Source organism: Arenibacterium halophilum (genome assembly GCF_005938225.1).
Classification (GTDB): domain Bacteria; phylum Pseudomonadota; class Alphaproteobacteria; order Rhodobacterales; family Rhodobacteraceae; genus Arenibacterium; species Arenibacterium halophilum.
Map to the genome: position 1 here is coordinate 101,853 of NZ_VCPC01000003.1, position 25,186 is coordinate 127,038.

Annotated in this window: 20 protein-coding genes and 1 pseudogene; 18 read left to right on the top strand and 3 right to left on the bottom strand. The window is 63.8% G+C overall.

Annotation, left to right across the window (positions count from 1 at the left end; genetic code table 11):
• Genes FGK64_RS13735 through FGK64_RS13745 form a run of 3 tightly spaced genes read right to left on the bottom strand, consistent with a single transcriptional unit; the run spans window position 1 to window position 2,730 of the window.
• Entirely contained in the window at window positions 1–624 is a 624-nt protein-coding gene (locus tag FGK64_RS13735) for a MotA/TolQ/ExbB proton channel family protein (RefSeq protein ID WP_138864413.1), read from the bottom strand.
• Window positions 625–1,062, bottom strand: a complete 438-nt coding sequence (locus FGK64_RS13740) for a hypothetical protein (protein WP_246057769.1) — start codon at window positions 1,060–1,062, stop codon at window positions 625–627. It abuts the gene before it with no gap.
• A 24-nt stretch (window positions 1,063–1,086) separates the two neighbouring features.
• Window positions 1,087–2,730 (bottom strand): hypothetical protein, encoded by a 1,644-nt coding sequence (locus FGK64_RS13745; RefSeq protein WP_138864414.1) that lies wholly within the window; start codon window positions 2,728–2,730, stop codon window positions 1,087–1,089.
• Between the two features lie 172 nt (window positions 2,731–2,902).
• On the opposite strand from FGK64_RS13745, the gene tssA reads away from it, so the two are divergent.
• The 18 genes and pseudogenes from tssA (at window position 2,903) to tssK (ending at window position 25,175) form a co-directional block, all read left to right on the top strand.
• Window positions 2,903–3,958 carry a type VI secretion system protein TssA gene (tssA, locus tag FGK64_RS13750; RefSeq protein ID WP_138864415.1) on the top strand — a complete coding sequence of 352 codons (1,056 nt, stop codon included), beginning with the start codon at window positions 2,903–2,905 and terminating at the stop codon, window positions 3,956–3,958.
• 73 nt (window positions 3,959–4,031) lie between these two features.
• Window positions 4,032–4,541: a type VI secretion system contractile sheath small subunit gene (gene tssB, locus FGK64_RS13755; RefSeq protein WP_138864416.1), complete on the top strand. Its 510-nt coding sequence runs from the start codon at window positions 4,032–4,034 to the stop codon at window positions 4,539–4,541.
• Window positions 4,542–4,550: 9 nt separating this feature from the next.
• Window positions 4,551–6,047, top strand: a complete 1,497-nt coding sequence (gene tssC / locus FGK64_RS13760; RefSeq protein WP_138864417.1) for a type VI secretion system contractile sheath large subunit — start codon at window positions 4,551–4,553, stop codon at window positions 6,045–6,047.
• Window positions 6,048–6,114: 67 nt separating this feature from the next.
• Window positions 6,115–6,621 (top strand): Hcp family type VI secretion system effector, encoded by a 507-nt coding sequence (locus FGK64_RS13765; RefSeq protein ID WP_138864418.1) that lies wholly within the window; start codon window positions 6,115–6,117, stop codon window positions 6,619–6,621.
• Window positions 6,622–6,699: 78 nt separating this feature from the next.
• Window positions 6,700–7,515, top strand: coding sequence for a type VI secretion system accessory protein TagJ (locus FGK64_RS13770; RefSeq protein ID WP_138864419.1), 816 nt, complete (start codon window positions 6,700–6,702; stop codon window positions 7,513–7,515).
• The gene (gene tssE, locus FGK64_RS13775; protein ID WP_138864420.1) at window positions 7,508–8,005 is read left to right on the top strand and encodes a type VI secretion system baseplate subunit TssE; all 498 of its coding nucleotides are present in this window, start codon (window positions 7,508–7,510) and stop codon (window positions 8,003–8,005) included. Before FGK64_RS13770 ends, tssE begins: the two co-directional genes overlap by 8 nt.
• A 3-nt stretch (window positions 8,006–8,008) precedes the next feature.
• The gene (tssF, locus tag FGK64_RS13780; RefSeq protein WP_138864421.1) at window positions 8,009–9,886 is read left to right on the top strand and encodes a type VI secretion system baseplate subunit TssF; all 1,878 of its coding nucleotides are present in this window, start codon (window positions 8,009–8,011) and stop codon (window positions 9,884–9,886) included.
• Window positions 9,850–10,929 (top strand): type VI secretion system baseplate subunit TssG, encoded by a 1,080-nt coding sequence (tssG, locus tag FGK64_RS13785; RefSeq protein WP_138864422.1) that lies wholly within the window; start codon window positions 9,850–9,852, stop codon window positions 10,927–10,929. Before tssF ends, tssG begins: the two co-directional genes overlap by 37 nt.
• The gene (gene tssH, locus FGK64_RS13790) at window positions 10,926–13,652 is read left to right on the top strand and encodes a type VI secretion system ATPase TssH (protein WP_138864423.1); all 2,727 of its coding nucleotides are present in this window, start codon (window positions 10,926–10,928) and stop codon (window positions 13,650–13,652) included. Before tssG ends, tssH begins: the two co-directional genes overlap by 4 nt.
• Before the next feature lie 31 nt (window positions 13,653–13,683).
• Window positions 13,684–13,893 (top strand): hypothetical protein, encoded by a 210-nt coding sequence (locus tag FGK64_RS13795; RefSeq protein WP_138864424.1) that lies wholly within the window; start codon window positions 13,684–13,686, stop codon window positions 13,891–13,893.
• A gap of 63 nt (window positions 13,894–13,956) precedes the next feature.
• On the top strand, window positions 13,957–14,817 hold the full coding sequence (locus tag FGK64_RS13800; RefSeq protein WP_138864425.1) for an ion transporter: 861 nt from the start codon (window positions 13,957–13,959) through the stop codon (window positions 14,815–14,817).
• Window positions 14,810–15,301: pseudogene (gene tssB / locus FGK64_RS22585) on the top strand (type VI secretion system contractile sheath small subunit); the annotation flags it as partial. The gene FGK64_RS13800 and the pseudogene tssB (FGK64_RS22585), both read left to right, overlap by 8 nt.
• Before the next feature lie 747 nt (window positions 15,302–16,048).
• Window positions 16,049–19,240, top strand: coding sequence for a type VI secretion system contractile sheath domain-containing protein (locus tag FGK64_RS22805; protein ID WP_342773961.1), 3,192 nt, complete (start codon window positions 16,049–16,051; stop codon window positions 19,238–19,240).
• A 61-nt stretch (window positions 19,241–19,301) separates the two neighbouring features.
• Entirely contained in the window at window positions 19,302–21,434 is a 2,133-nt protein-coding gene (locus FGK64_RS13810) for a type VI secretion system Vgr family protein (RefSeq protein ID WP_138864427.1), read from the top strand.
• Between the two features lie 13 nt (window positions 21,435–21,447).
• On the top strand, window positions 21,448–22,059 hold the full coding sequence (locus tag FGK64_RS13815) for a DUF6931 family protein (RefSeq protein ID WP_138864428.1): 612 nt from the start codon (window positions 21,448–21,450) through the stop codon (window positions 22,057–22,059).
• Window positions 22,056–22,355: a PAAR domain-containing protein gene (locus tag FGK64_RS13820; RefSeq protein ID WP_138864429.1), complete on the top strand. Its 300-nt coding sequence runs from the start codon at window positions 22,056–22,058 to the stop codon at window positions 22,353–22,355. Before FGK64_RS13815 ends, FGK64_RS13820 begins: the two co-directional genes overlap by 4 nt.
• Window positions 22,356–22,363: 8 nt before the next feature.
• Window positions 22,364–23,818, top strand: coding sequence for a type VI secretion system-associated FHA domain protein TagH (gene tagH, locus FGK64_RS13825; protein WP_138864430.1), 1,455 nt, complete (start codon window positions 22,364–22,366; stop codon window positions 23,816–23,818).
• 16 nt (window positions 23,819–23,834) lie between these two features.
• Window positions 23,835–25,175 (top strand): type VI secretion system baseplate subunit TssK, encoded by a 1,341-nt coding sequence (tssK, locus tag FGK64_RS13830; protein ID WP_138864431.1) that lies wholly within the window; start codon window positions 23,835–23,837, stop codon window positions 25,173–25,175.
• Window positions 25,176–25,186: the final 11 nt, after the last annotated feature.

Below are 25,186 nucleotides of genomic sequence, written 5' to 3' on the forward strand. Positions count from 1 at the left end.
TCAGATCCCGGGGTTGCGGTCGGCCAGCATCAGCGCGCCCACCGCGCTTTCCATCGTCTGCGCAGCACGTTCGATCCGCGCCGAGAGCAGCCCGGCCCCCACGGCCGCCGGGATAGCAACCAGCAGCCCGGCGGCCGTGGTCAGCAATGCCTGCCAGATACCGCCTGCGAGAACCGAGGCATTGGCCGCGCCTTCGGCCAGCTCAAGTTGCTGAAACGATTGGATCATGCCCAGCACCGTGCCCAGCAGACCCAGCAGCGGAGAGATCATGGCGATCAGCTCCAGCAGACGGATCATGCCGTTCATCTCGGCAAGTTCTTCATTTCCGCGCCGGGTCAGTTCGGCGTCCAGATCGGGCCCCTTGAACCCGCCTGCGAGGGCCTTCATCGCATAGGCGGTCAGCCGATCGGCGGGGGCGGGGCCCTGTTCGACCATCTGGCGCGCGCGCTGCTTGTCGCCCTGCCGCCACAGCTCGAAGGCTTCGGTCCGGCGCGCCCCGCCCGCGCGGACATGGCGCAGTTGCAGCACCTTGGCGACGATCAGCGCCAGCGACAGCAGCGATAGCGCGGCCAGCACAAGGATGATCGGCCCGCCAGAGCCGAGGGTGGCCAAAGCGTCCGCCACCTATTTCACCATCCGGGCCGAGGTCTTGCTGCCAAGGGTCAGGATCGGAAAGCAATCCTGTTCGCCTGCGTTCTGCGGCTTGCACGATGTCAGGTCGTGCAGCAGGATTTCCGAGATGTCGGTGCAAGCCAGTTCGGGAATCTCGAACAGTTTCAGCGTGGTGCGCGCCACCGGCAGGGGGGCGGCGTCGATCGACAGCAGCCGGTCGATCACGCCTTGCCCGTCAAGGATCGCAAGGCTCATCTCGAACCCTTCGTAACTGGTGCCGGTGCCGTTGCGGAACAGGAAATAGGCGCGGCAGCCGCCGCCGTCGATATCCTCGACCTTGTTCAGCTCGACCGAAAGGCCAGTCGAATCGGCGGATTGCTGGGCCGTGGCCGCGCAGGCGGTTCCGGCAACAATGGCGGCCGCTAAGGCGAATTGTTTCATAGGGCGCATTGCGGCCTCCTGTTCCCTTTTCCGTTACGCGGCCAGCGCGTCGCTGACCTGTTTCAACGAGTCGAGCGCTGCGCCCCGGATGTTGGTTTTCACGAAGCCGTTGTCGTCGACCGCCTGGAAGAACGGTTCGTCCAGCGCCGTGCGATAGGTGTCGATGATGCCGCGCGCTTCGGTTTTCAGCGCCTCGCGCCGGTCACCGTCGGGCGCTTCGACCAGCGTTTCCAGCGTGTCTTCCAGCCGGGAATCGATCCCGTCGAGATAGGTGAACAGGACCGACGAATGGGCCGAGACATCTTCCAGCCCCTCGATGCCGCTGGTGGCGCTGTCGATGGCGGCTTTCAGGCCTTCCAGCTCTTTTCTCAGCGCGCCGCGCGTGTTGATCCAGGCCAGTCGGGATTTGACATAGGGCACCAGGTTGGCCTGAACCGTATCCTGCGCCTCTTGCGCGGCGGCGCTGGTGGTGGCGCTTGTGGCGGCTTTCAGCAGTTCGGCCACCTTGCCGGCCGCGGCCAATGCGCGGTCGTATGCGCCATCGGCGGCCAGATCCTTGGCATAGTTGAAGGCGCGGTTGATCGCGTCCAGATCGCCGCGCTTCTCGGCCATGGCCTTGTCGACCAGCGGTTGCAGGCGTGCCTCGGCGGTGGCCCATTTCTGCGCTTCGGCAGACAGCGGCTCGGGCGCGGGTTCGGGCGGGGGCGGCGCGGCAGGCGCGGCGCCCAGTTTCTGCACTGCCGCCTCGATCTTGGTCAAACCACCTTCGGCACCGGGCAGATCGCCGCCCTTGATCGCCTTCACGGCAGCGCCCAGCGCGGCCAGCAGCTTGGCGCGGACGGGTTCGGAGGTGCCGTCGATAGCCTGTTTCAGGGCCGAGGCGCGGGCTGCCAGGGCGCGGGCGTCGGGCGCGTTGGCCTGCGGTGGCGCTTCGGGCGCGGCTGGGGCCTGGCCCAGCTTGGCCAGCGCGGATTCGATGGCAGTGACGGTTTTCTCGGCCTGCCCAAGGTCGCCGGATTTGATCTGTCCGACGGCAGCGGCCATGGCCGCTTTAAGCTTGTCCGCCACGCCGCCTTGCACGGCGGCGACACCGGGTTGGGCCGCTTTCAGCCGCGCGGCAAGCTCTTGCGCAGATGCACCGGTTTCCTCGGATGCGTCATTGCTGTCGTCGCTGTCGTTACTTTCGGTCTCTTGCGGCCCCGGAGGCGGCGGAGGGGGCGGTGGAGGTGCGTCGTTGCTGACGGGTGCGGCGGCTTGGGCCGGGGCATCATCGTCGCCATCATCCTGCCCGTCATCCTGATCGAACTCGGGATCATCGGGCAGATCCTCGATATCGCTTTCAAGCTCGTTGCCGTTTTCATCCAGAATACGGACGTTCAGCGTGATCTTGTTCAGGCGCAGATACTGTTTCAGCGTCTTGGCAAGCTGGGGCACCACGCGCTCGCAGGTCAGTTCCAGAATCTTGCCGCTCACCGCCATCGTGCCAAAGGCCACCTTGGGCGAGTCGCCCTCGGCCTTGGCGGCCTTGGCGAGGATCTTGGGATTCTTGCGCCGGTCCACGATGACGACGTGGTTTTCCTTTTTCTTTCCCGGGCAGAAGGCGAAGGGCATGTCCTTCTTTTTGGCCAGCTTGACCATCTTCTTCAGCTCGGCGCCTTCCAGCTTCTCGGATGCCATTGCGACAGCTCCAAATGCAGTTTCAGAAATGAATTGACATTAAGGAAACGATAAGGCTGTCTTTGGGTCAAGCCATTGTTTTTTTACGCTGTGTGAACTGGATTACAGCGGCCCGCGTGGGGACGGGGTGTTAAGGTTTCGGCTTCGATTGAACGGTTTCAGGGGAAGACGGATGGACCCGGTTAGCTTGTTGGTCGCCAGGGCGGATGATGCCCCAAGTGGCGAGAACCTGGAATATGATCCAGAATTTGTGGAAATGGAGCTGGCCGCCCAGCCCGGCGAAGAGTCGCAATTCGGCGATACGGTGAAAGAGGCGGAAGGCGCGGATTACGGCGAGGTAGCCGAAAAGGCGCTGGCGATCCTCGAGCGCAGCCACGACCTGCGCGCAGCCATCTTTCTGGGCGAGGCGATGCTGGCCACCTCGGGGCTGACCGATTTCGCCGATGTTACCGCATATGTGCGCGGTTGTCTGGAGCAGTATTGGGACAGCTGCCACCCGCAGCTGGACGAAGATGACGACGACGATCCGACGATGCGGATCAACGCGGTGCAGAACCTCTGCGGTCAGCCCGGCGGGCAAAGCGGCCCGTCGCCGGTTTACCGTGCGCTGCGCAACGTGCCGCTCAGCGAAAGCCGTGGCTTTGGCCGCTTTTCGTTCCGCGACGTGGAGATTTCCGAGGGCCGCGCCCAGCCCCGCGCGGGCGAAGATGCCCCCGCCAACAGCGCCAACATCGCCGCCGCCTTTCAGGACAGCGACCCCGAGGTGCTGCAACGCCGTCTGACTGCGGCGAAGGCGATCCGCGATGACCTCAAGGCGATTTCGGCGGTGTTCGACGACAAGACGCCGGGGCAGGGCCCCGAGCTGGACCCGCTGATCAAGCTGGCACATGACATCCACACCACGCTGAAACGGTTTGCCGGGGGCGATGAGCCCGCCGAAGCCGAGGCGGCCAGTGATGACGGTGCCGCGCCAGAAGGTGAGGCCGCGCCCGAGTCAGGCGCCGCCGCGCCGCGTGCGGTGGGCGGAATCGCGTCGCGCAGCGATGTGACCAACGCGCTGGACCGCGTCATCGACTATTACCAACGCAACGAACCGTCGAGCCCGGTGCCGATTCTTCTGAAACGCGCCAAACGCCTTGTGAATGCCGATTTCATGACGATCATGAAGGACATGGCACCCGGCGGGGTTGAAAATGTGCACCTGATTGGTGGCATCGACGACGAATAATGCGCTGGCTGTGATATGGTTCACAGATAGCCGCACAGATTTCATGGATATTAGGGACATCAAGGAGCACTAAATGGCCGGAAGTTCACAAAAATTTATCGCGCGCAACAGGGCGCCCCGGGTGCAGATCGAATATGATGTCGAACTGTACGGAGCCGAAAAGAAGGTTCAGCTTCCGTTCGTGATGGGGGTGATGAGCGATCTGGCCGGCAAGTCCGAGGTGGAACAGCCCCCAGTTGCAGACCGTAAGTTCCTGGAGATCGACGTCGACAACTTCGACGACCGGATGAAATCGATGAAACCGCGCGCCGCCTTTACGGTGCCGAACACGCTGACCGGCGAGGGCAACCTGGCCGTCGACATCACCTTCGAGAGCATGGACGATTTTTCGCCCGCCGCGATCGCCTCGAAGGTGGCACCGCTGAAGGAACTGCTGGATGCCCGCACCCAGCTGAGCAACCTGATGACGTATATGGATGGCAAGACCGGCGCCGAGACGCTGATCTCCAAGATCATCCAGGATCCGAGCCTGCTGAAGACGCTGGCCGCACAACCCGCGCCCAAAGCCGCGGACGAGGAATAGGAGGCGACCATGGCTGAAGAACAGGCACAGGCAACCGCCGCGGAAGGCGCAACCGCCTTCGGATCGTCCGAATTCGAGGCTTTGCTGCAAAAGGAATTCCGGCCGAAATCCGACAGCGCCAAATCTGCCGTCGAAAACGCGGTTAAGACGCTGGCGCAGCAGGCGCTGGAGAACACCGCGCTGATTTCGGATGATGCGCTGCGCTCGATCGAAAGCATCGTGGCCGAGATCGACAAGAAGCTGACCGAGCAGGTCAACCTGATCCTGCACCACGAAGAATACCAGCAGATGGAAAGCGCCTGGCGCGGTCTGCATTACCTGGTGAACAACACCGAAACCGACGAGATGCTGAAAATCCGCGTGATGAACATCTCGAAGAAGGAAATGCACAAGACTCTGCGCAAGTTCAAAGGCACCGCCTGGGACCAGTCGCCCATCTTCAAGAAGGTCTACGAAGAGGAATTCGGCCAGTTCGGAGGCGAACCCTATGGCTCGCTGGTGGCAGACTACCATTTCGATCACAGCCCGCCCGATGTCGAACTGCTTGGCGAAATGTCGAAGATCGCCGCCGCAGCCCATGCGCCGCTGATCACCGGCGCGCAGCCCAGCCTGTTCCAGATGGACAGCTGGGGCGAATTGGCAAACCCGCGCGACCTGACGAAAATCTTCCAGACGCCGGAATATGCCGCCTGGCGCAGCCTGCGCGAAAGCGAAGATGCCAAATACGTCGGTTTGGCAATGCCGCGCTTCCTGGGCCGTCTGCCCTATGGGTCGAAAACCGATCCGGTCGAGGCATTTGCCTTTGAAGAAGACACCGAAGGCGCAGACAGCACGAAGTACGGCTGGGTCAACGCGGCCTATGCGATGGCGGTAAACATCAACCGTTCGTTCAAGGAATTCGGCTGGTGTTCGCGGATCCGCGGCGTGGAAAGCGGTGGCGCGGTGCCGAACCTGCCGTCGCACACTTTCCCGACCGACGACGGCGGCGTGGATCAGAAGTGCCCGACCGAGATTGCAATCTCGGACCGTCGCGAGGCGGAGCTGGCCAAGAACGGCATGATGCCGTTGATCCACCGCAAGAATTCGGACATCGCCGCCTTCATCGGCGCGCAGTCGCTGCACAAGCCTGCGGAATACGATGACCCGGACGCAACCGCGAACGCCAACCTGGCAGCCCGCCTGCCGTATCTGTTCGCGACCTGCCGGTTTGCGCACTACCTGAAGTGCATGGTGCGCGACAAGATTGGTTCCTTCAAAAGCCGGAACGACATGGAAAACTGGCTGCAGGAGTGGATCAACAACTACGTCGATTTCAACGCGGAAGTATCGAACGAGCGTGAAAAGGCCCGCAAGCCGCTTGCCGCTGCCGAAGTCGTCGTGGAGGAAGTCGAGGGCAATCCAGGATATTATTCTTCGAAGTTCTTTCTTCGCCCTCACTACCAGCTTGAAGGCCTGTCGGTCTCTCTTCGTCTGGTATCAAAACTGCCTTCGGAAAAAGGGGCGTAATTTCAGGTCTCCCGAAGGTCTCACTTGCAAATAGGCGCGCGTCGCCACACTCGGAAAGGATACTACAATGGAAAATACATTTGCGCTTGTCAGCGATGCCCCCGGTGAAAGCCTTGAGAAAAACCACAAGGACTGGATCCCGATCAAGAGCATGTCGTGGGAAGTGACCCGCACGCTTGATATGGACGATCTGGGCACCGCGCAGCGTGGCTATGCCAACTCGTCCTTCGGCAAGATCTCGATGACATCGGAACTTGGCCTGCATTCGCCCAAGATCATGCTGTCGGTCGCCAACGGCACCGTCCGCAAGGAAATCAAGATCGAAATGTGCCGGTCGGGCGACAGCACCAGCCAGGGCGCCGAGCCGTACCTGATCTTCATCGCCAAGCACGCGACCATCGACAAATACGAGGTCTCGGGCGGCGAAGAGCAGATCCCCGAAGAAAACTGGGACATCTGCTATCGCGAGATCATGATCGAGTACAAGAAGGCCGATCCGGAAAGCGGCGCGCTGGGCAAGGGCGGCGATTTCAGCTGGGATCTCATGGCGATGGAAATGGGCTCCAGCAGCTAAGCCTCTTACATGCGATTTTGTCCGGGCCGTTTCGGCCCGGGCTTATTCATTTTTTCGACCCCGATTGGATCTGGCCTTATGACCCCCGAAGATCACCTGAAGTCCGGCGACCTCGATGCGACGCTAGCAACCCTGCAGGACAAGGTGCGTAAGAACCCGGCCGATCCGAAACTGCGCATCTTCCTGTTTCAGCTGCTATGCGTTCTGGGCGACTGGAAACGCGCGATCACCCAGCTGAAGCTGTCGGCCGAGATGGACGAGGCCGCGACCATGATGGCGCGCACCTACCGCGAGGCGATTATCTGCGAGGTCTACCGCGAAAAGGTGTTCGCCGGTGAAAAGGAGCCGTTGGTGATGGGCGAGCCACAGGAATGGCTGGCCTTGTTGATCGAGGCGCAGAAGGTGCTGGCCAAGGGGCAGCCCGAGAAGGCCGCCGATCTGCGCGGCCGGGCGTTCGAACTGGCCCCCGCCGTGGGGGGAATGGCCGACGGGCAGGCGTTTGAATGGATCGCCGACGCCGATATGCGGTTGGGCCCGGTGCTCGAGATCATCGTGAACGGGCGCTATTTCTGGCTGCCTTTCAACCAGATCGGCGCGCTGACGATGGAGCCGCCCAGCGATCTGCGCGATGCGGTCTGGACGGCGGCAACGCTGCGCGTGGCCAACGGCGGCGAAATGCCCGCGCTGATCCCGACCCGCTATTGCGGCACCGTCGACAATGGCGACGCCGCCGCGCGTTTGGCGCGGGCCACGCAATGGGTGGATGCCGGGGCCGAGACGTTCACCGGGTTGGGCCAGCGCCTGTTTGCGACCGATCAGGGCGATATCCCGCTGCTGGATCTGCGCCAGTTGCAGATGAACACCGCCGCAACCGCCGAGGGTCAGGATGGCTGACAAGACCCTTTCCGAGCGGCTGCAACCGTCGCTTCTGGATCGTCTGACCGATCTGGAGCCGGGGCAGACCAAGGAAAGCCGGGAGTCCCGGGTGATTGACGTGTCGCGCCTGCGCGACATCATCCAGCGCGATCTGTCGTGGCTGCTGAACACCAACAACATCGAAAACACGCTGGACCCCGAGGAATTTCCGATGATTTCCCGGTCGGTCCTGAATTACGGCCTGCGCGAGGTGTCGGGCGAATTTTCCACCGCAGAGCGGGCCGAGCTGATCCGCAAGTCGATCGAACGCGCGATCGAAACCCACGAGCCGCGCATCATCAAGGGGTCGGTCGATGTGTCGCTGAGCCCTGATGATGACAAGGGCCAGATGACGGTGGCCTTGGTGATCCGCGCCGACATGTGGGCCCAACCCCTGCCGATGGAGCTGTACCTGCGCAGCAGCGTGGATGTGACCACCGGCGAAGTCATGGTCGAGCGGAGCATGTAGGCCATGGATACCCGCCTGATGAAGCACTACGAGGCCGAGCTTCTGTACCTGCGTGACATGGGTGCCGAATTCGCCGAGGCCTATCCCAAGATTGCGTCGCGCCTTGGCATGGAAGGGGTCGAGGTGCTCGACCCCTACGTGGAACGGCTGCTGCAAGGCGTCGCCTTCCTGTCGGCGCGTGTCCAGCTGGAGTTGGAACTGCAGTACCCGAATTTCACATCGAACCTGCTGGAAATCGTCTATCCGCATTACCTTGCGCCGACGCCCTCGATGATGATCGCCAGTTTTGAGCCCGATGTCAGCAATTCGGCGGTCAAAAGCGGCTATGTCCTGCCGCGTCATACGGTGCTGCGCAGCCGGCTGAGCGAAGGCGAGCAGACGCCTTGCGAATTCCGCACTGCCGCCGACCTGACGCTGTGGCCGGTCGAAATCGCCGAAGCCGAATATATCGACGGTCGCGGAGAGCTGGTGGCCGCCGGTGTCGCAATCACGCCCGAGGCACGTTCCGCCATCCGCCTGCGCCTGCGCCGCACCGACAGCGGCAAGATGGCCGATCTGCCGATGGAGAATTTGACGGTGCATCTGCGCACCGGGGGTGGAAATGCGTGGCAGTTGCTGGAGCTGCTCTGCACGCAAAGCGTGGGGCTCTGCGGCCGCTCGACCGACCGGCGCGCCGACTGGACGGCGCCGCTGGCCAATGGCGCGGTCGAACCACGCGGATTTGAACGCGACGAGGCGCTGCTGCCCACGCCGGGGCGGTCTTTCGATGGCTACCGCCTGTTGCAGGAATATTTTGCCATGCCCGAGCGGTTCCTGTTCTTCGATCTGCAGGGCCTGCGCCCGGCGTTGAAGAAATGCGCGGGCGGCGATGTCGACATTTACGTTCTGCTGGGCGAAACCCGGCGCGAGATCGGCCCCATGGTGGTGCCCGAGGCCTTTGCGCTGCATTCGGTGCCCGCCATCAACCTGTTCCCGAAACGCTGCGACCGGGTGCATGTCAGCACGCGCGAGACCGAACAGCACATCATCCCCAACCGCATCGCCCCGATGGATTTCGAGGTGTTCAGCATCGAGAGCGTGACCGGCATCAGCGGCGAGGGCGCCGATGACGTGCAGTTCCGCCCGTTCTATTCGGCGACCGATTTCACGGCAGCGGGCGAAACCCACCCGGCCTATTACACGCTGCGACGTCGGATGCGGCAGCGGTCGGAAAAGGAACGGCTGCGCGGGGTGCGCACCTCTTACCTTGGGTCGGAGGTGTACCTTGCGCTGGTGGATCGCAGGCAGGCGCCATTCGGGGCCGATCTGGACCAGCTGGCGGTGCGGGCGATGTGTTCGAACCGCGATCTGCCGATGCTGCTGTCGACGGGCGATGCCGATGTGTTCCAGCTGCCCGAGGGCGGTCCGGTCAAGTCGATCCGCCTGCCGGTGTCGCCGACGCGGCCGCATCCTACGCTGGCGCAGGGCGATACCGCGTGGCGGCTGATCAGCCACCTCAGCCTGAATTACCTGTCGCTGGTTGATACCGACCGCGGCAGCGCACCCGAGGCGCTGCGCGAGCTGGTCGGGATTTACGCGCCGCTGGGTGACCGGGTGACAGAAAAGCAGCTGGAAGGCATCGTCGGCGTATCCAGCCGCCCCATCGTGCGCCGGATGAGCGACGAAGTGCTCTCGACCGCCGTGCGCGGCCTCGAAATCACCATAACTTTCGACGAAAGCTTCTTTGAAGGCACCAGTGTCTTCGTGCTGGGGGCCGTTCTGGAACGGTTCCTGCGCAAATACGCAACGATAAACAGCTTTACCGAAACGGTATTGAAAACGCAGAAACGCGGGGAGATAGCCAGATGGCGACCGGAAAAGGGTCTGGGCCGGATGATCTGACGCATCTTCGCCGCCTGACCGAAGCGCCGGAGCAGTACAACCTGTATCAGGCGCTGCGCATCATCGAAGCCTCGTTTCCCGAGGCGCCTCGGCTGGGCCAGAGCCGGCGCCCGCGCGAGGACCGTATTCGTATCGGGCAAGAGGCCGAGCTGGCGTTTCCGCCCTCGACCATCGCCAGCTTTGCGGCGCCACAGGCTGCGCGGCCCGGGCGGCTGATCAACCGGTTCTTCGGCCTGTTCGGGCCGCAGGGGCCGATGCCCTTGCAGATGACGGAATACGTGCGCGACCGATATCGCAACCATCGCGACCGCACCATCGTGGCCTTTGCAGACATGCTGATCCACCGCATGGCGGGGCTGTTGTACCGGGCGTGGAATTCGGGGCAGGCGGCCCCCAGTTTCGACCGGGGCGATGACCCGCTGGCGCGCAAGGTGGCGGCGATTGCCGGTCTGCATGGCGACCACCTGCAAAACCGCGACGCGATGCCCGATCTCGCCAAGCTGCACAACATCGGCCACCTGGCCCTTGGGGCGCGCAACCCCGAGGGGCTGGTGTCGATCCTGACGAATTTCTTCGGCGTTCCGGTAAAGTTGCAGCAGTTCGTTGGCAGTTGGCTGACCCTGGAACCCGACGACCAATGGCAACTGGGCCAGCCCGCCGCGCTGGGCCGCTCGACCAGCATCGGGCAAAAGGTCTGGACCCGGGGCGCCAAGTTCCGGCTGCGCATCGGGCCGCTGTCGCGGGCCGAATTCGAGCGGCTGCTGCCCGGTGGAGACTCGCTGAACCGGCTGCGCGCCATCGTGCGCAACTATGTGGGCGACAGCCTGGATTGGGATGTGAACCTTGTGCTGGCGGGCGATGAAATTCCGCGCGCCAGCCTGGGCGGGACAACGCGGCTGGGGCACACCAGCTGGGTCACGTCGCGCCGTGACGACGATATAGAACGGCCGGATGCCGAGGATCTGTTCCTCTACCCCGGCGCGATTGCAGAGAACCGGCCCGGGACGGCCGGGGGACATAGATTGGGAAGGGCATTGTCATGACGGATATCAGCCGGGTTTCGCTGTTCGGGAAGCTGAACAAGCTGGGGTATCAGGCGGTCGAAGGGGCGACGACCTTCGCGAAGCTGCGCAACAACTCGACGGTCGAGATGGTGCATTGGTTCCACCAGATCCTGAACGGGCAGGACAGCGATCTGCATCGGATCATTCAGCACTACAATCTGGATGTCAGCCAGATCGCGACCGAGATGACCGCCGCGCTCGACAAGCTGCCGCGCGGGGCGTCTTCGGGGCTGAACCTGTCGGAAGAGCTTGACCTCGCGATGGAACGCGCCTGGGTGCAATGTTCGCTGCGCTATGGCCAGACCAAGGTGCGCACCGGCCACATCTTCCTTGCGATGCTCGAAAACAAGACGCTGCGCGCCAGCCTGTTCGACATGTCCGAGGAATTCCGCAAGATCAAGCTGGATGACCTGGCCGAGGCGCTGCCCGACATCGTGGCGGCCTCGCCCGAGCAGGGGCTGGCCGACAGCGGGGTCTCGGGCGGCGGGGCCGAACCCGGCGAAGCCAGCGGCGCGCGCAAGGCCGAGCTGGGCGGGACCGAGGCGCTCGACCAATTCTGCACCGACCTGACGGCGCAGGCCCGCAACGGCGAGATCGACCCGATCGTGGGCCGGGACGAAGAAATTCGCCAGATCGTCGATGTGCTGATGCGGCGGCGCCAGAACAACCCGATCCTGACGGGCGAGGCCGGTGTCGGCAAAACCGCCGTGGTCGAGGGATTCGCCCTGCGCATTGCGCGCGGCGACGTGCCGCCCGCGTTGAAGGATGTGCGCCTTCTGGTGCTGGACGTGGGCCTGTTGCAGGCCGGGGCCAGCATGAAGGGCGAGTTTGAAAACCGCCTGCGGCAGGTCATTGACGAGGTGCAGGCCAGCCCGACGCCCATAGTCATGTTCGTCGATGAAACCCACACGCTGGTCGGCGCGGGCGGCGCGGCGGGCACGGGCGATGCGGCGAACCTGCTGAAACCGGCGCTGGCGCGCGGCACCCTGCGCACCATCGGCGCAACCACCTGGGCCGAGTACAAGAAATACATCGAGAAGGACCCGGCCCTGACCCGGCGCTTTCAGGTCGTCCAGGTGGATGAACCGGGAATCGACAAGGCGATCCTGATGATGCGCGGCATCGCCTCGATGCTGGAAATCCACCACAAGGTGCAGGTTCTGGACGAAGGCATCGAAGCGGCGGTCACGCTATCGGCGCGCTATATCCCTGCGCGGCAGCTGCCCGATAAATCGGTCAGCCTTTTGGACACTGCCTGCGCCCGCGTGGCCGTCAGCCAGCACGCCGTTCCGGCCGAGGTGGACGACAGCCGCCGCCGGATCGAGGCGCTGACGACGGAATTGGAGATCATCGACCGCGACGAAACCGCCGGCTATGACGTGGCCGACCGGCGTGAAGCCGTAGGCGCGGCGAAAGAGGCGGAAGAGGCCCGTCTGGCCGAGTTGACCGCGCGCTGGGACGGCGAAAAGGAGGTGGTCGAGGCCATTCTGGACCTGCGCGCGCGCCTGCGCGACGGGGCCCAGCCTGTCGATGCCGATCTGGCGGGCGGCGCGCCTGCCGACCCCACGGCCGAGGTGCCCGACGCCCCCGCCAGCCCGCTGACTGCCGAAGACCGCGCCGCGCTGATCGCCGAGCTGAAGGCGAAGAACGCCGAGCTGACCGAGCTTCAGGGCGACAGCCCGCTGATCCTGCCCATCGTCGATCATCAGGCCGTCGCAAGCGTGGTGGGCGACTGGACGGGCATTCCCGTGGGCCGGATGGTCAAGGACGAGATCGAAACGATCCTGAATCTGGAAGAGCACCTGGCCAAGCGCGTGATCGGGCAGGACCATGCGATGAAGATGATCGCCAAACGCATCCAGACCAGCCGCGCCGGGCTGGACAACCCGTCCAAACCCATCGGGGTCTTCCTGCTGGCGGGCACCAGCGGCGTCGGCAAAACGGAAACCGCGCTGGCGCTGGCCGAGGTGCTGTATGGCGGCGAACAGAACGTCATCACCATCAACATGAGCGAATACCAGGAGGCCCATACCGTCAGTTCGCTGAAAGGCGCGCCTCCGGGGTATGTGGGCTATGGCGAAGGCGGTGTGCTGACCGAGGCGGTGCGGCGAAAGCCCTATTCCGTCGTGCTGCTGGACGAGGTCGAAAAGGCCCACCCCGACGTGCACGAGATTTTCTTTCAGGTCTTCGACAAGGGCGTGATGGAGGACGGCGAAGGCCGGGTGATCGATTTCAAGAACACGCTGATCCTGCTGACCTCGAACGCCGGGTCCGACATGATCATGGACATGTGTTCCGACCCCGACCTGATGCCCGAACCCGAAGGCATCGCCAAGGCGCTGCGCGACCCGCTGCTGAAAATCTTCCCTGCCGCTCTGCTGGGGCGTCTGGTGACGATCCCCTACTATCCGCTCTCGCCAGACATGATCGCGGCGATCACCCGGCTTCAGCTGGGCCGGATCGAGAAACGCGTCCGTGCCAGCCACGGGGTGCCGTTCGAGTATACCGACGCGGTGGTCGATACCATCGTGGACCGGTGTCAGGAGCTGGAAAGCGGCGGACGCATGATCGACGCCATCGTGACCAACACGATGCTGCCCGAGATCTCGTCGGAATTCCTGCGCCGATTGATGGAGGGCAAGGAAATCGGAAAGGTTGTGATCGACGTCACAGACGGCGACTTCACCTATGCGTTTGACTAGGGGAAACCCGCCGCCAGAAGGAGCGTGCATCATGTCCAGTTCATCCCTCACAACAGCCAAGCGCGCCGTGCGACGCATGATCCTGGGTGGCGGCGACGCGGGGCTGTTCACCTTCCTCGGGCCCTCGCGCCATGCGGCACCGCCGCACGGCGTGGTGCGGCTGGTGGCGCTGCACGATCCGAAGGCGGCAGGCGCAAAACCCGCGGCACACGCGCAGATTGATCGCGCACCCCCGCGCTGAATAGGCTATTGCGGGGCCGGAATGGCCCGAACAGGGGGCGGCAATGGTTGACAAGGGACTGTCATGACCGACGAACAGGCACAGGTGGAATTTTCTGGCACGCGCGAACGTATTCGCGCTCTGGTGGATTCGGATCGCTTCAAGAACACGATCATGACCGTGATTATCATCAACGCGATCACGCTTGGCATGTCGACGTCGCATACCATCATGGATTCCGTTGGCCCGATCATCCGCCTTGTCGACCGGCTCGCGCTGGCGATCTTCGTGGTCGAACTGCTTCTGAAATTCTATGCCTACCGGCTGAAGTTCTTTAACAGCGCCTGGAATATCTTCGACCTTTGCGTTGTGGTCATCGGCTTGCTGCCCTCAGGCGGAGGCATGTCGGCGCTGCGGGGGCTGCGTGTCATCCGGACGCTGCGGCTGCTGTCGGTGGTGCCGCAGATGCGCGCAGTGGTTCAGGCCCTGCTGGATGCCCTGCCAGGCATGGGCGCGGTCATCATCATGATCTCGATCGTATTCTACGTCTTTGGCGTGATGGCGACGCTGATGTACGGCAATGCCTTTGACGAATGGTTCGGCACGCTGGGCCGCTCGCTGTATTCGCTGTTCCAGATCATGACGCTGGAATCCTGGTCGATGGGCATCGTGCGCCCGGTGATGGACGAATTCCCGATGGCCTGGGCGTTCTTCGTGCCCTTCATCGTCATCACGTCTTTCTCGGTTTTGAACCTGTTCATCGGTCTGCTGGTCAACACCATGCAATCCGCCGTGGAAGAGGAAACCGAAGCCGAATTCGAAAAGCTGCGCGATCTGGTGCGTACCGAAACCGATACCGTCGATCAAAGCGTGAAGGCCATGCACGAGGAGCTGCGCGCCCTGCGGGCCGAACTGGCCAACCTGCGGGAGGGTCGCGATGGCTGAGTCGCAGAAATTCATCGCCCGCAACCGCGCGCCACGGGTCCAGATCGAATATGATGTGGAACTCTACGGCGCCGAGAAAAAGGTGCAGCTGCCTTTTGTCATGGGGGTGATGAGCGACCTGTCGGGCAAATCGAAGGTGGCCCAGCCCTCGGTTGACGACCGCAAGTTCCTTGAGATCGACGTCGACAGCTTTGACGACCGGATGAAGGCGATGCAGCCCCGCGTCGAATTCAGCGTGCCCAATACGCTGACCGGCGAAGGCAACCTGCCTGTCGATCTGGTGTTCGAGCGGATGGAGGATTTCTCCCCCGCCGCCATCGCCGCCAAGATCGCGCCGCTGAAGGCGCTGCTGGATGCGCGTACCGAGCTGTCGAACCTGATGGCCTATATGGACGGCAAATCCGGGGCCGAGGCGCTGATCGAAAAGATTCTTGCCAACCCGGCCCTGTTGGCCGCCGCCTCTGGCGCTGCGGTTGCTGACAGCGCCGAGACCGATGCAGCACTTGCCGCCCTTCGGGCCATTGCTCCTGCCGATACGGCGCCGAAAGACACAACCGATGCCACGCTTGCCGGGCTGGCCGCCGCCGCCGCGCCCGCAGATGCACCCGCCGAAGATCCGCTTGCAGCGCTTGGCACACTCACGCCGGTGGAAGAAGTTAAGGCACAGGATACCACAGCCGATACGCTGGCGGGCCTCGCCGCCGCCGCGCCGGTTGATGCGCCTTCGGAAGATCCGCTTTCGGCGCTGACTACGCTGACGCCGGTGACCGACGCAGAGATCGTTGACACTACGGCGGACACGCTCGCGGGCCTGGCGTCCTCAGCGCCCGCAGATGCACCCGCCGAAGATCCGCTTGCAGCGCTTGGCACACTCACGCCGGTGGAAGAAGTTGAGGCACAGGATACCACAGCCGATACGCTGGCGGGCCTCGCCGCCGCCGCGCCGGTGGAGACAGTCGAGGAAGATTCGCTTGCGGCGCTTGGCACGCTGACGCCTGTAGAAGAGGTTCAGACGAAAGACACCACCGCCGACACGCTTGACAGCCTTGCTGCGGCTGCGCCTGTTGACGCGCCTGCGGAAGATCCGCTTGCGGCGCTGGATAGCCTTGCGCCGGTCGAGGAAACCCCCGCCGAAGACGACACGGCCGACACGCTCGCGGGCCTTGCCGCTGCCGCTCCGGCGGAGACCGTCGAGGAAGGCGGGCTCGCGGCGCTTGGCACTTTGACCCCTGTGGCCGCGCAGGACGAGATTGACACTTCGGCTGACACGCTCGCTGGTCTGGCATCCGCCGCGCCACAGGATGCGCCTGAAGAAGATCCGCTTGCGGCGCTGGATAGCCTTGCGCTGGTCGAGGAAGCCCCCGCCGAAGACACCACCTTCGACACGCTCGCGGGCCTTGCCGCTGCCGCTCCGGTAGAAACCGTAAAGGAAGACGCGCTGTCTGCGCTGGGCACTCTGACACCTGTGGCCGAGCAGGACGAGATTGACACTTCGGCTGATACGCTCGCTGGTCTGGCATCCGCCGCGCCACAGGATGCGCCTGAAGAAGACCCGCTTGCGGCGCTGGATAGCCTTGCGCTGGTCGAGGAAGCCCCCGCCGAAGACGACACGGCCGACACGCTCGCTGGTCTGGAATCCGCCGCGCCACAGGATGCGCCTGAAGAAGATCCGCTTGCGGCGCTGGATAGCCTTGCGCCGGTCGAGGAAACCGCCGCCGAAGATAACACGGCCGACACGCTGGCCGGTCTCGCCACCGCGACGCCGGAGGAAGCACCCGCCGAAGACCCACTCGCCGCGCTGGACAGTCTGGCAGCGCTCGATGCGCCGCTGCCCGCAGACGAGGCTGAGGTGGCGCTGGCAAGTCTGGAGACGCCAGAGGCCGAAGTACTGACTCCGCCCGAAGCGGACGACCTAGACGATTTTCTGGCGGATCTCGCGGACGACGGCGGCCTGGACGATCTGTTGGAGACACCCGAGAGCGCGCCGGACACCGCAGAGGACGGCGGGCTTGACGACCTTTTGGGCGACCTCTCGGATGACACCGGGCTGGATGATCTACTTGCCGATCCGGCGCCGCAGGCCGAGGCCGCCGCCGAAGACAGCTTGGACGACCTGTTGGGCGATCCGGGCACCGAGGACAGTCTGGACGATCTGCTGGCGGCACCGGAACCCGAATTGGAAGACAAGGCCGCGCCGTCGCCAGAGCACGAGAGTGTGGCGGATGACGATCTTGACGATCTGCTTGGCGGGCTTGCGGACGATGACCCGCTTGAAACACCCGAGCATACGGAAGAACCCGCCGATGATCTGGGTGCGTTGCTGGGCGACCTTGCGGATGATGCGGCGCCTGCTGTGCCTGAGGCCGAACTGGCGCCCGCGCCAAGTGACGATCTTGACGATCTGCTTGGCGATCTGACAAGTGATGACGGATTAAGCGATTTGCTGGATGCGCCAGAGCCAGCCGCCGAGCCACAGCAAGACACCGCAGATGACGACTTTGACGATCTTCTGGGCGATCTGGCCGGGGATGCCCCGGCTGCCGAAGCTGCACCGGAAGCGGCCACGCAACGCGATGAACTGGACGATCTGCTTGGTGGGCTTGCCGGGGACGACCCGCTTGAAAGCCCCGAGCCGACGCCAGCGCCAGTGGACGATCTTGACGATCTTCTGGGCGATCTGACGACAGGTGACGGCCTTGACGATCTGCTGGCCGATCCGGATACCCTGCCCGAAACCGAACCGGCGCTGGAAATCGCCCGTCCCGCCGAGCCGGAGTTCGCCTTTGGCACCATCGCGGGGGAACGGCCTGCGCCCGAGAAGCTGAACCGCAAGCGGTTCCGCATGGCGATCCTTGGCGATTTCTCGGGCCGGGCAGCGCGGGGGCTGGTAGACACCGGCGATGGGTTGGCCAGTCGTGCGCCGATGCCGCTGGACCCGGACACCGCCGACGACCTGATCGAAAGCTTTGCCACCACGCTGGTGTTGCCCATCGGCAAGGATGGCACGGGCGTCGAGGTGAAGCTGGGCGAGCTGGACGATCTGCACCCAGACGAGCTGTTTGAAAAGCTGCCGCTGTTTGCCGATCTGGTCGGGTTGAAGGCGCAACTGGGCGCTGGGGGCACAGCCGAAAGCGCCGCAGCGAAACTGCGGCAATGGGCCGAGCAACACGGCACCTATGCGGCGCCCGCGCGACGCACCTCGTCAGGTAACGCGATGCCTGCGGGCAAGCGGCTGACAGACTTTCAGGCGCTGATCGGCGATACCTCGGGGCAGCTGACCCAGCCGTCGGCCATCGAGGATCTTCTGGCGCGTGTCGTCGGGCCGCATATCCGCGCGGTGCCCGATGCGGATGCACAGGCGATGCAACAGGCGGTGGACCAGTCCATCGCCGCGGCGATGCGGCTGATCCTGCACCACCCCGAATTCCAGTCGCTGGAAGCGCAGTGGCGCTCGATCGACCTGATCGCGCGCAGCATCGAGGCCGACGATACGCTGGACGTGGTGCTGTACGATGTTTCGGCCGAGGAAATCGCCACCGATCTGGCCCGCGCCGACGACCTGTCACAATCCGGTCTGGCGCGGATGCTGACCGAGGCACCGCTGGACGAGGACACCGGGCGCGGCGGGTTCTCGGCCATTATGGGGTTGTACACCTTCGAGGAAACGCCGCCCCACGCGCAGATCCTTGGCCGGATCGCCCGCGTCGCCGCCCATGTCGATGCACCTTTCTTCGGCGCGATGGCGGCGGGCACGCTGGCCACCGACAAGGCCGACCGTCACCCGCTGGTGGCCGAGGCCTGGGACGAGCTGCGCGGAATGGCCGAGGCGAAATACCTGGGCCTTGCCACGCCGCGCTTCATGCTGCGCCGCCCCTATGGCGCGAAGACCGAGCCGACCTATGAATTCGATTTCGAGGAGTTCACCATGCAGGACGGGCTGAAAAGCCTGCTGTGGGCGAATCCGGTGGTGCTGGTTGCGATCCTGCTGGCGCAGTCTTTCCGCGCCAACGGAAAGGGCATGAACCTGGGTTCGGTGATGAGTCTGGGCGGCATTCCCTATCATTTCGTGACCGACCGTCATGGCGATCAGGTGCAGCTGCCCTGCACCGAGCGCAACCTGACCGAAAAAACGGTCGAGGCGGTGATGGCACGCGGGCTGATGCCGGTGGTGTCGATTCGCGGGCGTGATGAAATCCGGCTGGCGTCGTTTCAGGCGCTGGGCGGGGGCACCGTGCTGGGGCCGTGGTCGGATGTGCCGCCACCGCCGCCGACCGCGCCCAAGGTCACGGCCCCGGAACCCGACGATGCCGAGCTTGCCAGCGATCTGGACGATCTGCTGGCGGGATTTGACGATGCAACACCCGCGCCTGCGGACCCGGGCGATGTGGATGCCGAACTGGCGGCGCTGCTGGACGGGCTGTAAACCCGGATGCGCGCCGCGCCAGGCCGGGCCAAGTGCCGGGCCGTAACGGAAAGGACTGGAGATGGCAGAGCAACAGACACGTAAGGACTCTCCGGCCTGGATGACCGGCGAATTCGCAAGCACCGATGTGGTGTTCCGCCGCGCAATGGTCCGCGAAAAGTTCAACATGCTGACCGAAACCACCATCGAGTTCAAATCGGGCAACAAGGCGCTTGATCTGGACAAGCTGCTGGGGCGGCCGATGTCGGTGCGGATGAAGAAGGTTGACGAAAGCGAGCGGCGGTTTTCGGGCATCTGCGTATCGGTCGAAAGCCTGGGGCTGAAAGACGGCGAAAGCCAGTATGTCGCGCATCTGCGGCCGTGGCTGTGGATGCTGACGCAGGCCAGCAACAACCGGATCTTTCAGGAAATGGACGCGGTGGCGATCATCGAACAGGTCTTCGCCGATCACGGGTTCACCGATTTCGACAAGCGCCTGTCCGAGACCCGCAGCGCACGCGAGTACTGTGTTCAATACCGGGAAAGCGATTATGATTTTGTCTGCCGGCTGATGGAGGAAGAGGGGATTTATTTCTTCTTCACCACCGAAGGTGTGGATGGCGACAAGGAAAAGCTGATCCTGTGTGACGGGCGCGGCGCGCATCGGGCGGTGCCGGGCGAAAAGGTCATTGAATTCTATGGCCGTGGCGCTGCGGGCAGCCGCCGCCCCGACAGCATTGGCGAATGGAGCGGGGCGCGGCGTGTGACATTCGGCAAGGTGACGCTGAATGATTTCGACCCGCTGTCACCCTCGGCCGATCTGAAAACGGTGCAATCGATCAAGAAGGGCACGCATTCGCACAACCAGTACGAACGCTATCACTATCAGGGCCACTATCGCAAGGACACCGAGCTGGGCAACACGCGCGGCCGCGTTCGGATGGAGGCCGAGGCGGTGCGCTATGAAACCAAGCGCGGCGCGGGCAGCGTGCGCAACCTTGCGGTCGGGGCGTTCTTTTCTATGGACAAGCACCCCGATCACAAGAAATCCGAGGAATTCATCCTGTCCGAGGCCACGCATTACATTCAGGACACCGGCAATTTCGACGACACCAAGCGCCGCCGCGATCTGGAACAGGATGAAATGCAGTTCCCCGAGGATATGGCGGGCGATATGTATGCCATCACTTTCGCGGCCTTCCCCAAGGCGACACAATTCCGCGCGCCGCTGGTCACGCCCTGGCCCGAAATCGGCGGGCTTCAAACCGCCATCGTCGTCGGCAAGTCGGGCGAGGAAATCTGGACCGACGAACACGGGCGCATCAAGGTGCAGTTTCACTGGGACCGCGACGGGAAGAAGAACGAGAATTCGTCCTGCTGGGTGCGCGTTGTGACGCCGTGGTCGGGCAAGGGCTGGGGCATGGTGGCCATCCCGCGCATGGGGCAAGAGGTGGTGATCCAGTTCGAGGACGGCAACCCGGATCGCCCGATCTGCACCGGGATGCTGTGGAACGAGGAAACCAAACCGGCCTTCAACTATCCCGACGATGCGACCCAGCTGGGGATCCGAACGCGGTCATCCAAGTCGGGCTCGGACCAGACCTACAACGAGTTGATGTTCGACGACAAGAAAGACGCCGAGCTGATGCGCGTGCAGGCGCAGAAGGACCATCAGGAACTGATCAAGAACAAGTCGGTGCGCACCATCGGCTTTGACGAGATCGACGCCGGGGCCCATGACGCCGACGGCTGCCTGTCCGAGGTGATCAAGCAGGACGTGACCCGCACCATCACCGACGGCAACCATTACCACACGATCAAGAAGGGCGATGAAGAGTTCAAGATCGAGACCGGCAGCCAGACCATCGAGATCGAGACCGACAAGACCCAGACGATCAAGCAGAACTACTCGACCACGATCAGCCAGGGCAACCACACCACCGAGGTCAAGCAGGGTAACCAGACCGACACGGTGAAGCTGGGCAACATCTCGGTCAAGGCGAGCGCCGGCAAAATCACGATGGAGGCCGCGCAGAAGATCGAGCTGAAGGTCGGCGGCTCGAAGATCGAGATCACGCCTGCCTCGATCACGATCAAATCCGTGATGGTCAAGATCGACGCCAGCGCCATGGCCGAGGTCAAATCAGGGGCGATGACCCAGATCAAGGGCTCGGCCATGGTGATCGTCAAGGGCGGCATGACGATGATCAACTAAGGGGGGAACGGGTATGAGCGAACGTTACAACGATTTGACCAAGATACCGGCCGATCCGCCCGCAAAGCTGCTGGCGGCGGCCAACCTGCATCTGCAAACCCCGCTGGAGGCCCCGGCTAGCGCCCCTGCGGCCGTTGTTCTGGCCGAACTTGAGGCGAAACAGGCCTGGGTCGATCTTCTGATGACGCTGGCGGCGCTGTTGCCGCCGCGTGAACGGGTCTGGTGGGCCTGCATTGCCGCGCGCGATGTGATCGCCTTTCGCGGGCAAAAGGAAACCCGCCCCCTGGTGGCGGCCGAGGCCTGGGTGTTCAAGCCGACCGAGGAAAACCGCGAAGCCGCCCGTGCCAGTCTGGACGGTGCCTATGTCGATGACGACTCGGTGCATTGTGCCACGGCGGTGCTGTATGCCGATGGCACGCTGGGCCCGGGTGATCTGGCCCAGCATCCGGCACCTGCCGGGGCCTGCGAACTCTCGGCTTTTGCCATGAATATGGTGGCGCTCGGTGAACTCTCTGATAAATTTGAAACATATGTGCAGGTGCTGATCGACAGGGCGCTTGATATCGCCCGCGGCGGGAATGGCCGCATCGCCGCACCCGCCATGGAAGAGGAGCAGACGGCATGACAAAACCGCAGGCCCGCCTGTCCGATCTGACGATCTGCAACCTGTGTATCCCCACGCCTGCGGGGCCGGTTCCGGGGCCATCGCCGATCGTGCCGCCTTGCGCGCCCACCGTTCTGGTGGGCTGCCTGCCTGCGGCCCGGGTTGGCGACATGCACATCGGGATCGGGCCGCACCCGATTGCGCTGGGATCGTTCACCGTGATGATCCAGAAGATGCCGGCGGCCCGCATTGGCGACATCCACGGGTGTGGCGGGGCCATCACGGTGGGCCTGCCCACGGTTCTGACAGGAGGCTGACCAAGCAAATGCCGGTGACGCTCAAATTCCAGTCGTCGGGGACCGTGCCGGGCAATGCCCGCCCGGTCGAAATGCGTGGTCCAAGCCTGACTGTGGGGCGTGGCCCCGCGAACGATCTGGTGCTTCCCGATCCTGACAGGCTGCTGTCGAAAAATCACTTCGTGATCGAGGATCACAACGGCAACGTTATGATCGTCGATCTGTCGACCAACGGCACCTTCCTGAACTATTCCAAGATCCCGCTGGGCCGCACGCCGACTCCGCTGAACAATGGCGATGTGTTGGGGCTGGGCACCTATGAGCTGGTGATCGAGATCGGACAGGACATTCCCGATATGGCCGATCTGCTGGCCCCGCCCGCTCCGCAAGACGGGATATCGCCGGGCCGGGCCGATCGCGCGCCCGATCCGATGAAGCTGCTGGACGACAGCGGGCCCGACGATTTCCTTGACGATCTGCTGGGCCCCGATACTGCACCCAAGGGGCCGTCGCAGTTGAACCCCGTCGATCCGATCGACGAATTGCTGCCGCCCATGGGCGAAGACGAAGACCCGTTCTTTCAAAAGCCGAAGGATGGCCGCGAAGGCGAGGGCGCCAGCCTGCCGTCGCATGGCGCCTCGGCCAATGACAGCATTCGCTCGGGTGGCGTCCAGGGCGGGAATGCGATCATCCCCGACGATTGGGACGATCTGCTTGACGGCATCGAAACGCCCGGCGCCAAGCCGGAACCGGAACCAGTGCCTGAACCGGCGCCCGTGCGCCGTACCCCGCCGACGATCCCGCCCGAAGATCGCGCGCCGCCACCGCCCGAGGCCGCGCCCGCACCAGAGCCCAAGCCCGAACCAACCACCAAGGCCCCGCCATCGGCCGAGCAGGCCGATCTGGCGCGCGCCTTTCTTGCCGCCGCCGGCGCGGGCGAGGTGCGGCTGGACGATGCAGATCTGCCCGGCACGATGGAGCGTATGGGCCGAGTGATGAAATCACTGGTGACCGGATTGCGCGAAATCCTGATGACGCGCACCTCGATCAAGTCGGAATTCCGCATCGAACAGACAATGATCGGGGCGGGCGGGAACAACCCGCTGAAGTTCTCGATCAGCCCGGAACAGGCGATCGAGGCGATGGTCAAGCCCGCGACCCGTGGCTACCTTGATCCCGAAGCCGCCGCCGAACAGGCGTTGCAGGACATCAAGGCGCATGAAGTCGCCATGGTGACAGGGATGGAGGCCGCGCTGAAAGGCGTGCTGCGCAAGCTGGACCCAGAGCAGTTGGCGGGACAGATCGAAACCAGCAGTGCCTTCGGCAGCCTGTGGAAGGGCAAGAAGGCGCGGTATTGGGAAGTTTACGAAAAGCTTTATGCCGAAATATCCGATCAGGCCGAGAATGATTTCCACGACCTGTTCAGCCGTGAATTTGCACGGGCCTACAAGGCGCAGCTGGACAAGCTGAAGCCGAAGGCCTGAGAAGAAGGAGAGCCGCGTGTCCTGGGACAGCAAGGTGCTTTGGACCGAGGGGTTGTTTCTGCAACCCCACCATTTTCAGCAGGCCGACCGCTATCACGAGGCGCTGGTCAGCGGGCTTGCGCGCCGGATTCGCCCCTATGCCTGGGGTGTCAGCGCGCTGGAGATCGACGACGAGGTGCTGAAGGTCGGGCAGTTCGCGCTGAAGTCGGCTGCCGGTCTGACCGAGGACGGCACCGTGTTCCGCGTGCCCATGGCCGACGATCACCCTCCCGCGCTGGAAGTGCCGGGCACGATCAAGGATTGCGTCGTCTACCTGACCGTGCCGCAGCGCCGACAGGGCGCGACCGAGGTCGATATGTCGGGCGCGGAGATGTCGGCCTCGCGCCTGCGCCCGTCCGAGTTGGAAGTGACCGACACGATGGGGCCGCAGAAGAAGCCGGTGATGCTGGGTGTGGGCAAGATGCGGCTGCAATTCGCGCTGCAGGTGGATGACCTGGCCGACAAGCTGGCGATCCCGATTGCCCGCATCATCGAGGTCCGCCCCGACCGCGAGATCATTCTTGATCATGCCTTCGTGCCGTCTTGCCTTGACGTGCGCGCGGCGCATCCGCTGACAGGGTTCCTGCGCGAGATCGAAGGCCTGCTGTCGCACCGGATGACGGCGCTGGCCGGGCGCATGGCCGAAAGCGGCCCAACACGGGGCGCGGCCGAGGTGCAGGATCTGCTGTTGCTGACGGTGGTCAACCGGTCGCTGCCGGTATTCCGCCATCTGGCGCAGATCGAGAACCTGCACCCCGAGGATTTGTATCGCGCCAGCATCGCGCTGGCCGGCGAGCTTTCGGCGCTGATGTCGGCAGACAAGGAACCGCCCAAATTCCCGGCCTATCAGCACAACGATCTGACAGGCACCTTCGCGCCGGTGATCCGGGTGCTGCGGCAATACCTCAGCTCGGTTCTGGAGCAGACGGCGATTTCCATCGCGCTGGAAGAACGCAAGTACGGCATCAGCGTGGGCGTGATCGCCGACCGCAAGCTGCTGGGCACCGCCGGGTTCGTGCTGGCGGTGGATGCCGACATTCCCGCCGAAGACGTGCGCCGCCATTTCGCGGGGCAGGCCAAGATCGGCCCGGTCGAGGAAATCCGCCAACTGGTCAATTCGGCCCTGCCCGGGATCACGCTGCGCCCGCTGCCTGTGGCGCCGCGGCAAATCCCCTATCACGCGGGTGTCGTCTATTTCGAGATGGACAGCGACAGCCCCTATTGGGCCAAGATGACCACCTCGGGCGGGATTGCCGTGCATGTCTCGGGGCAGTACCCGGGGCTGAAAATGGAACTCTGGGCGATCCGGAACAACTAGGGATTGGGGGC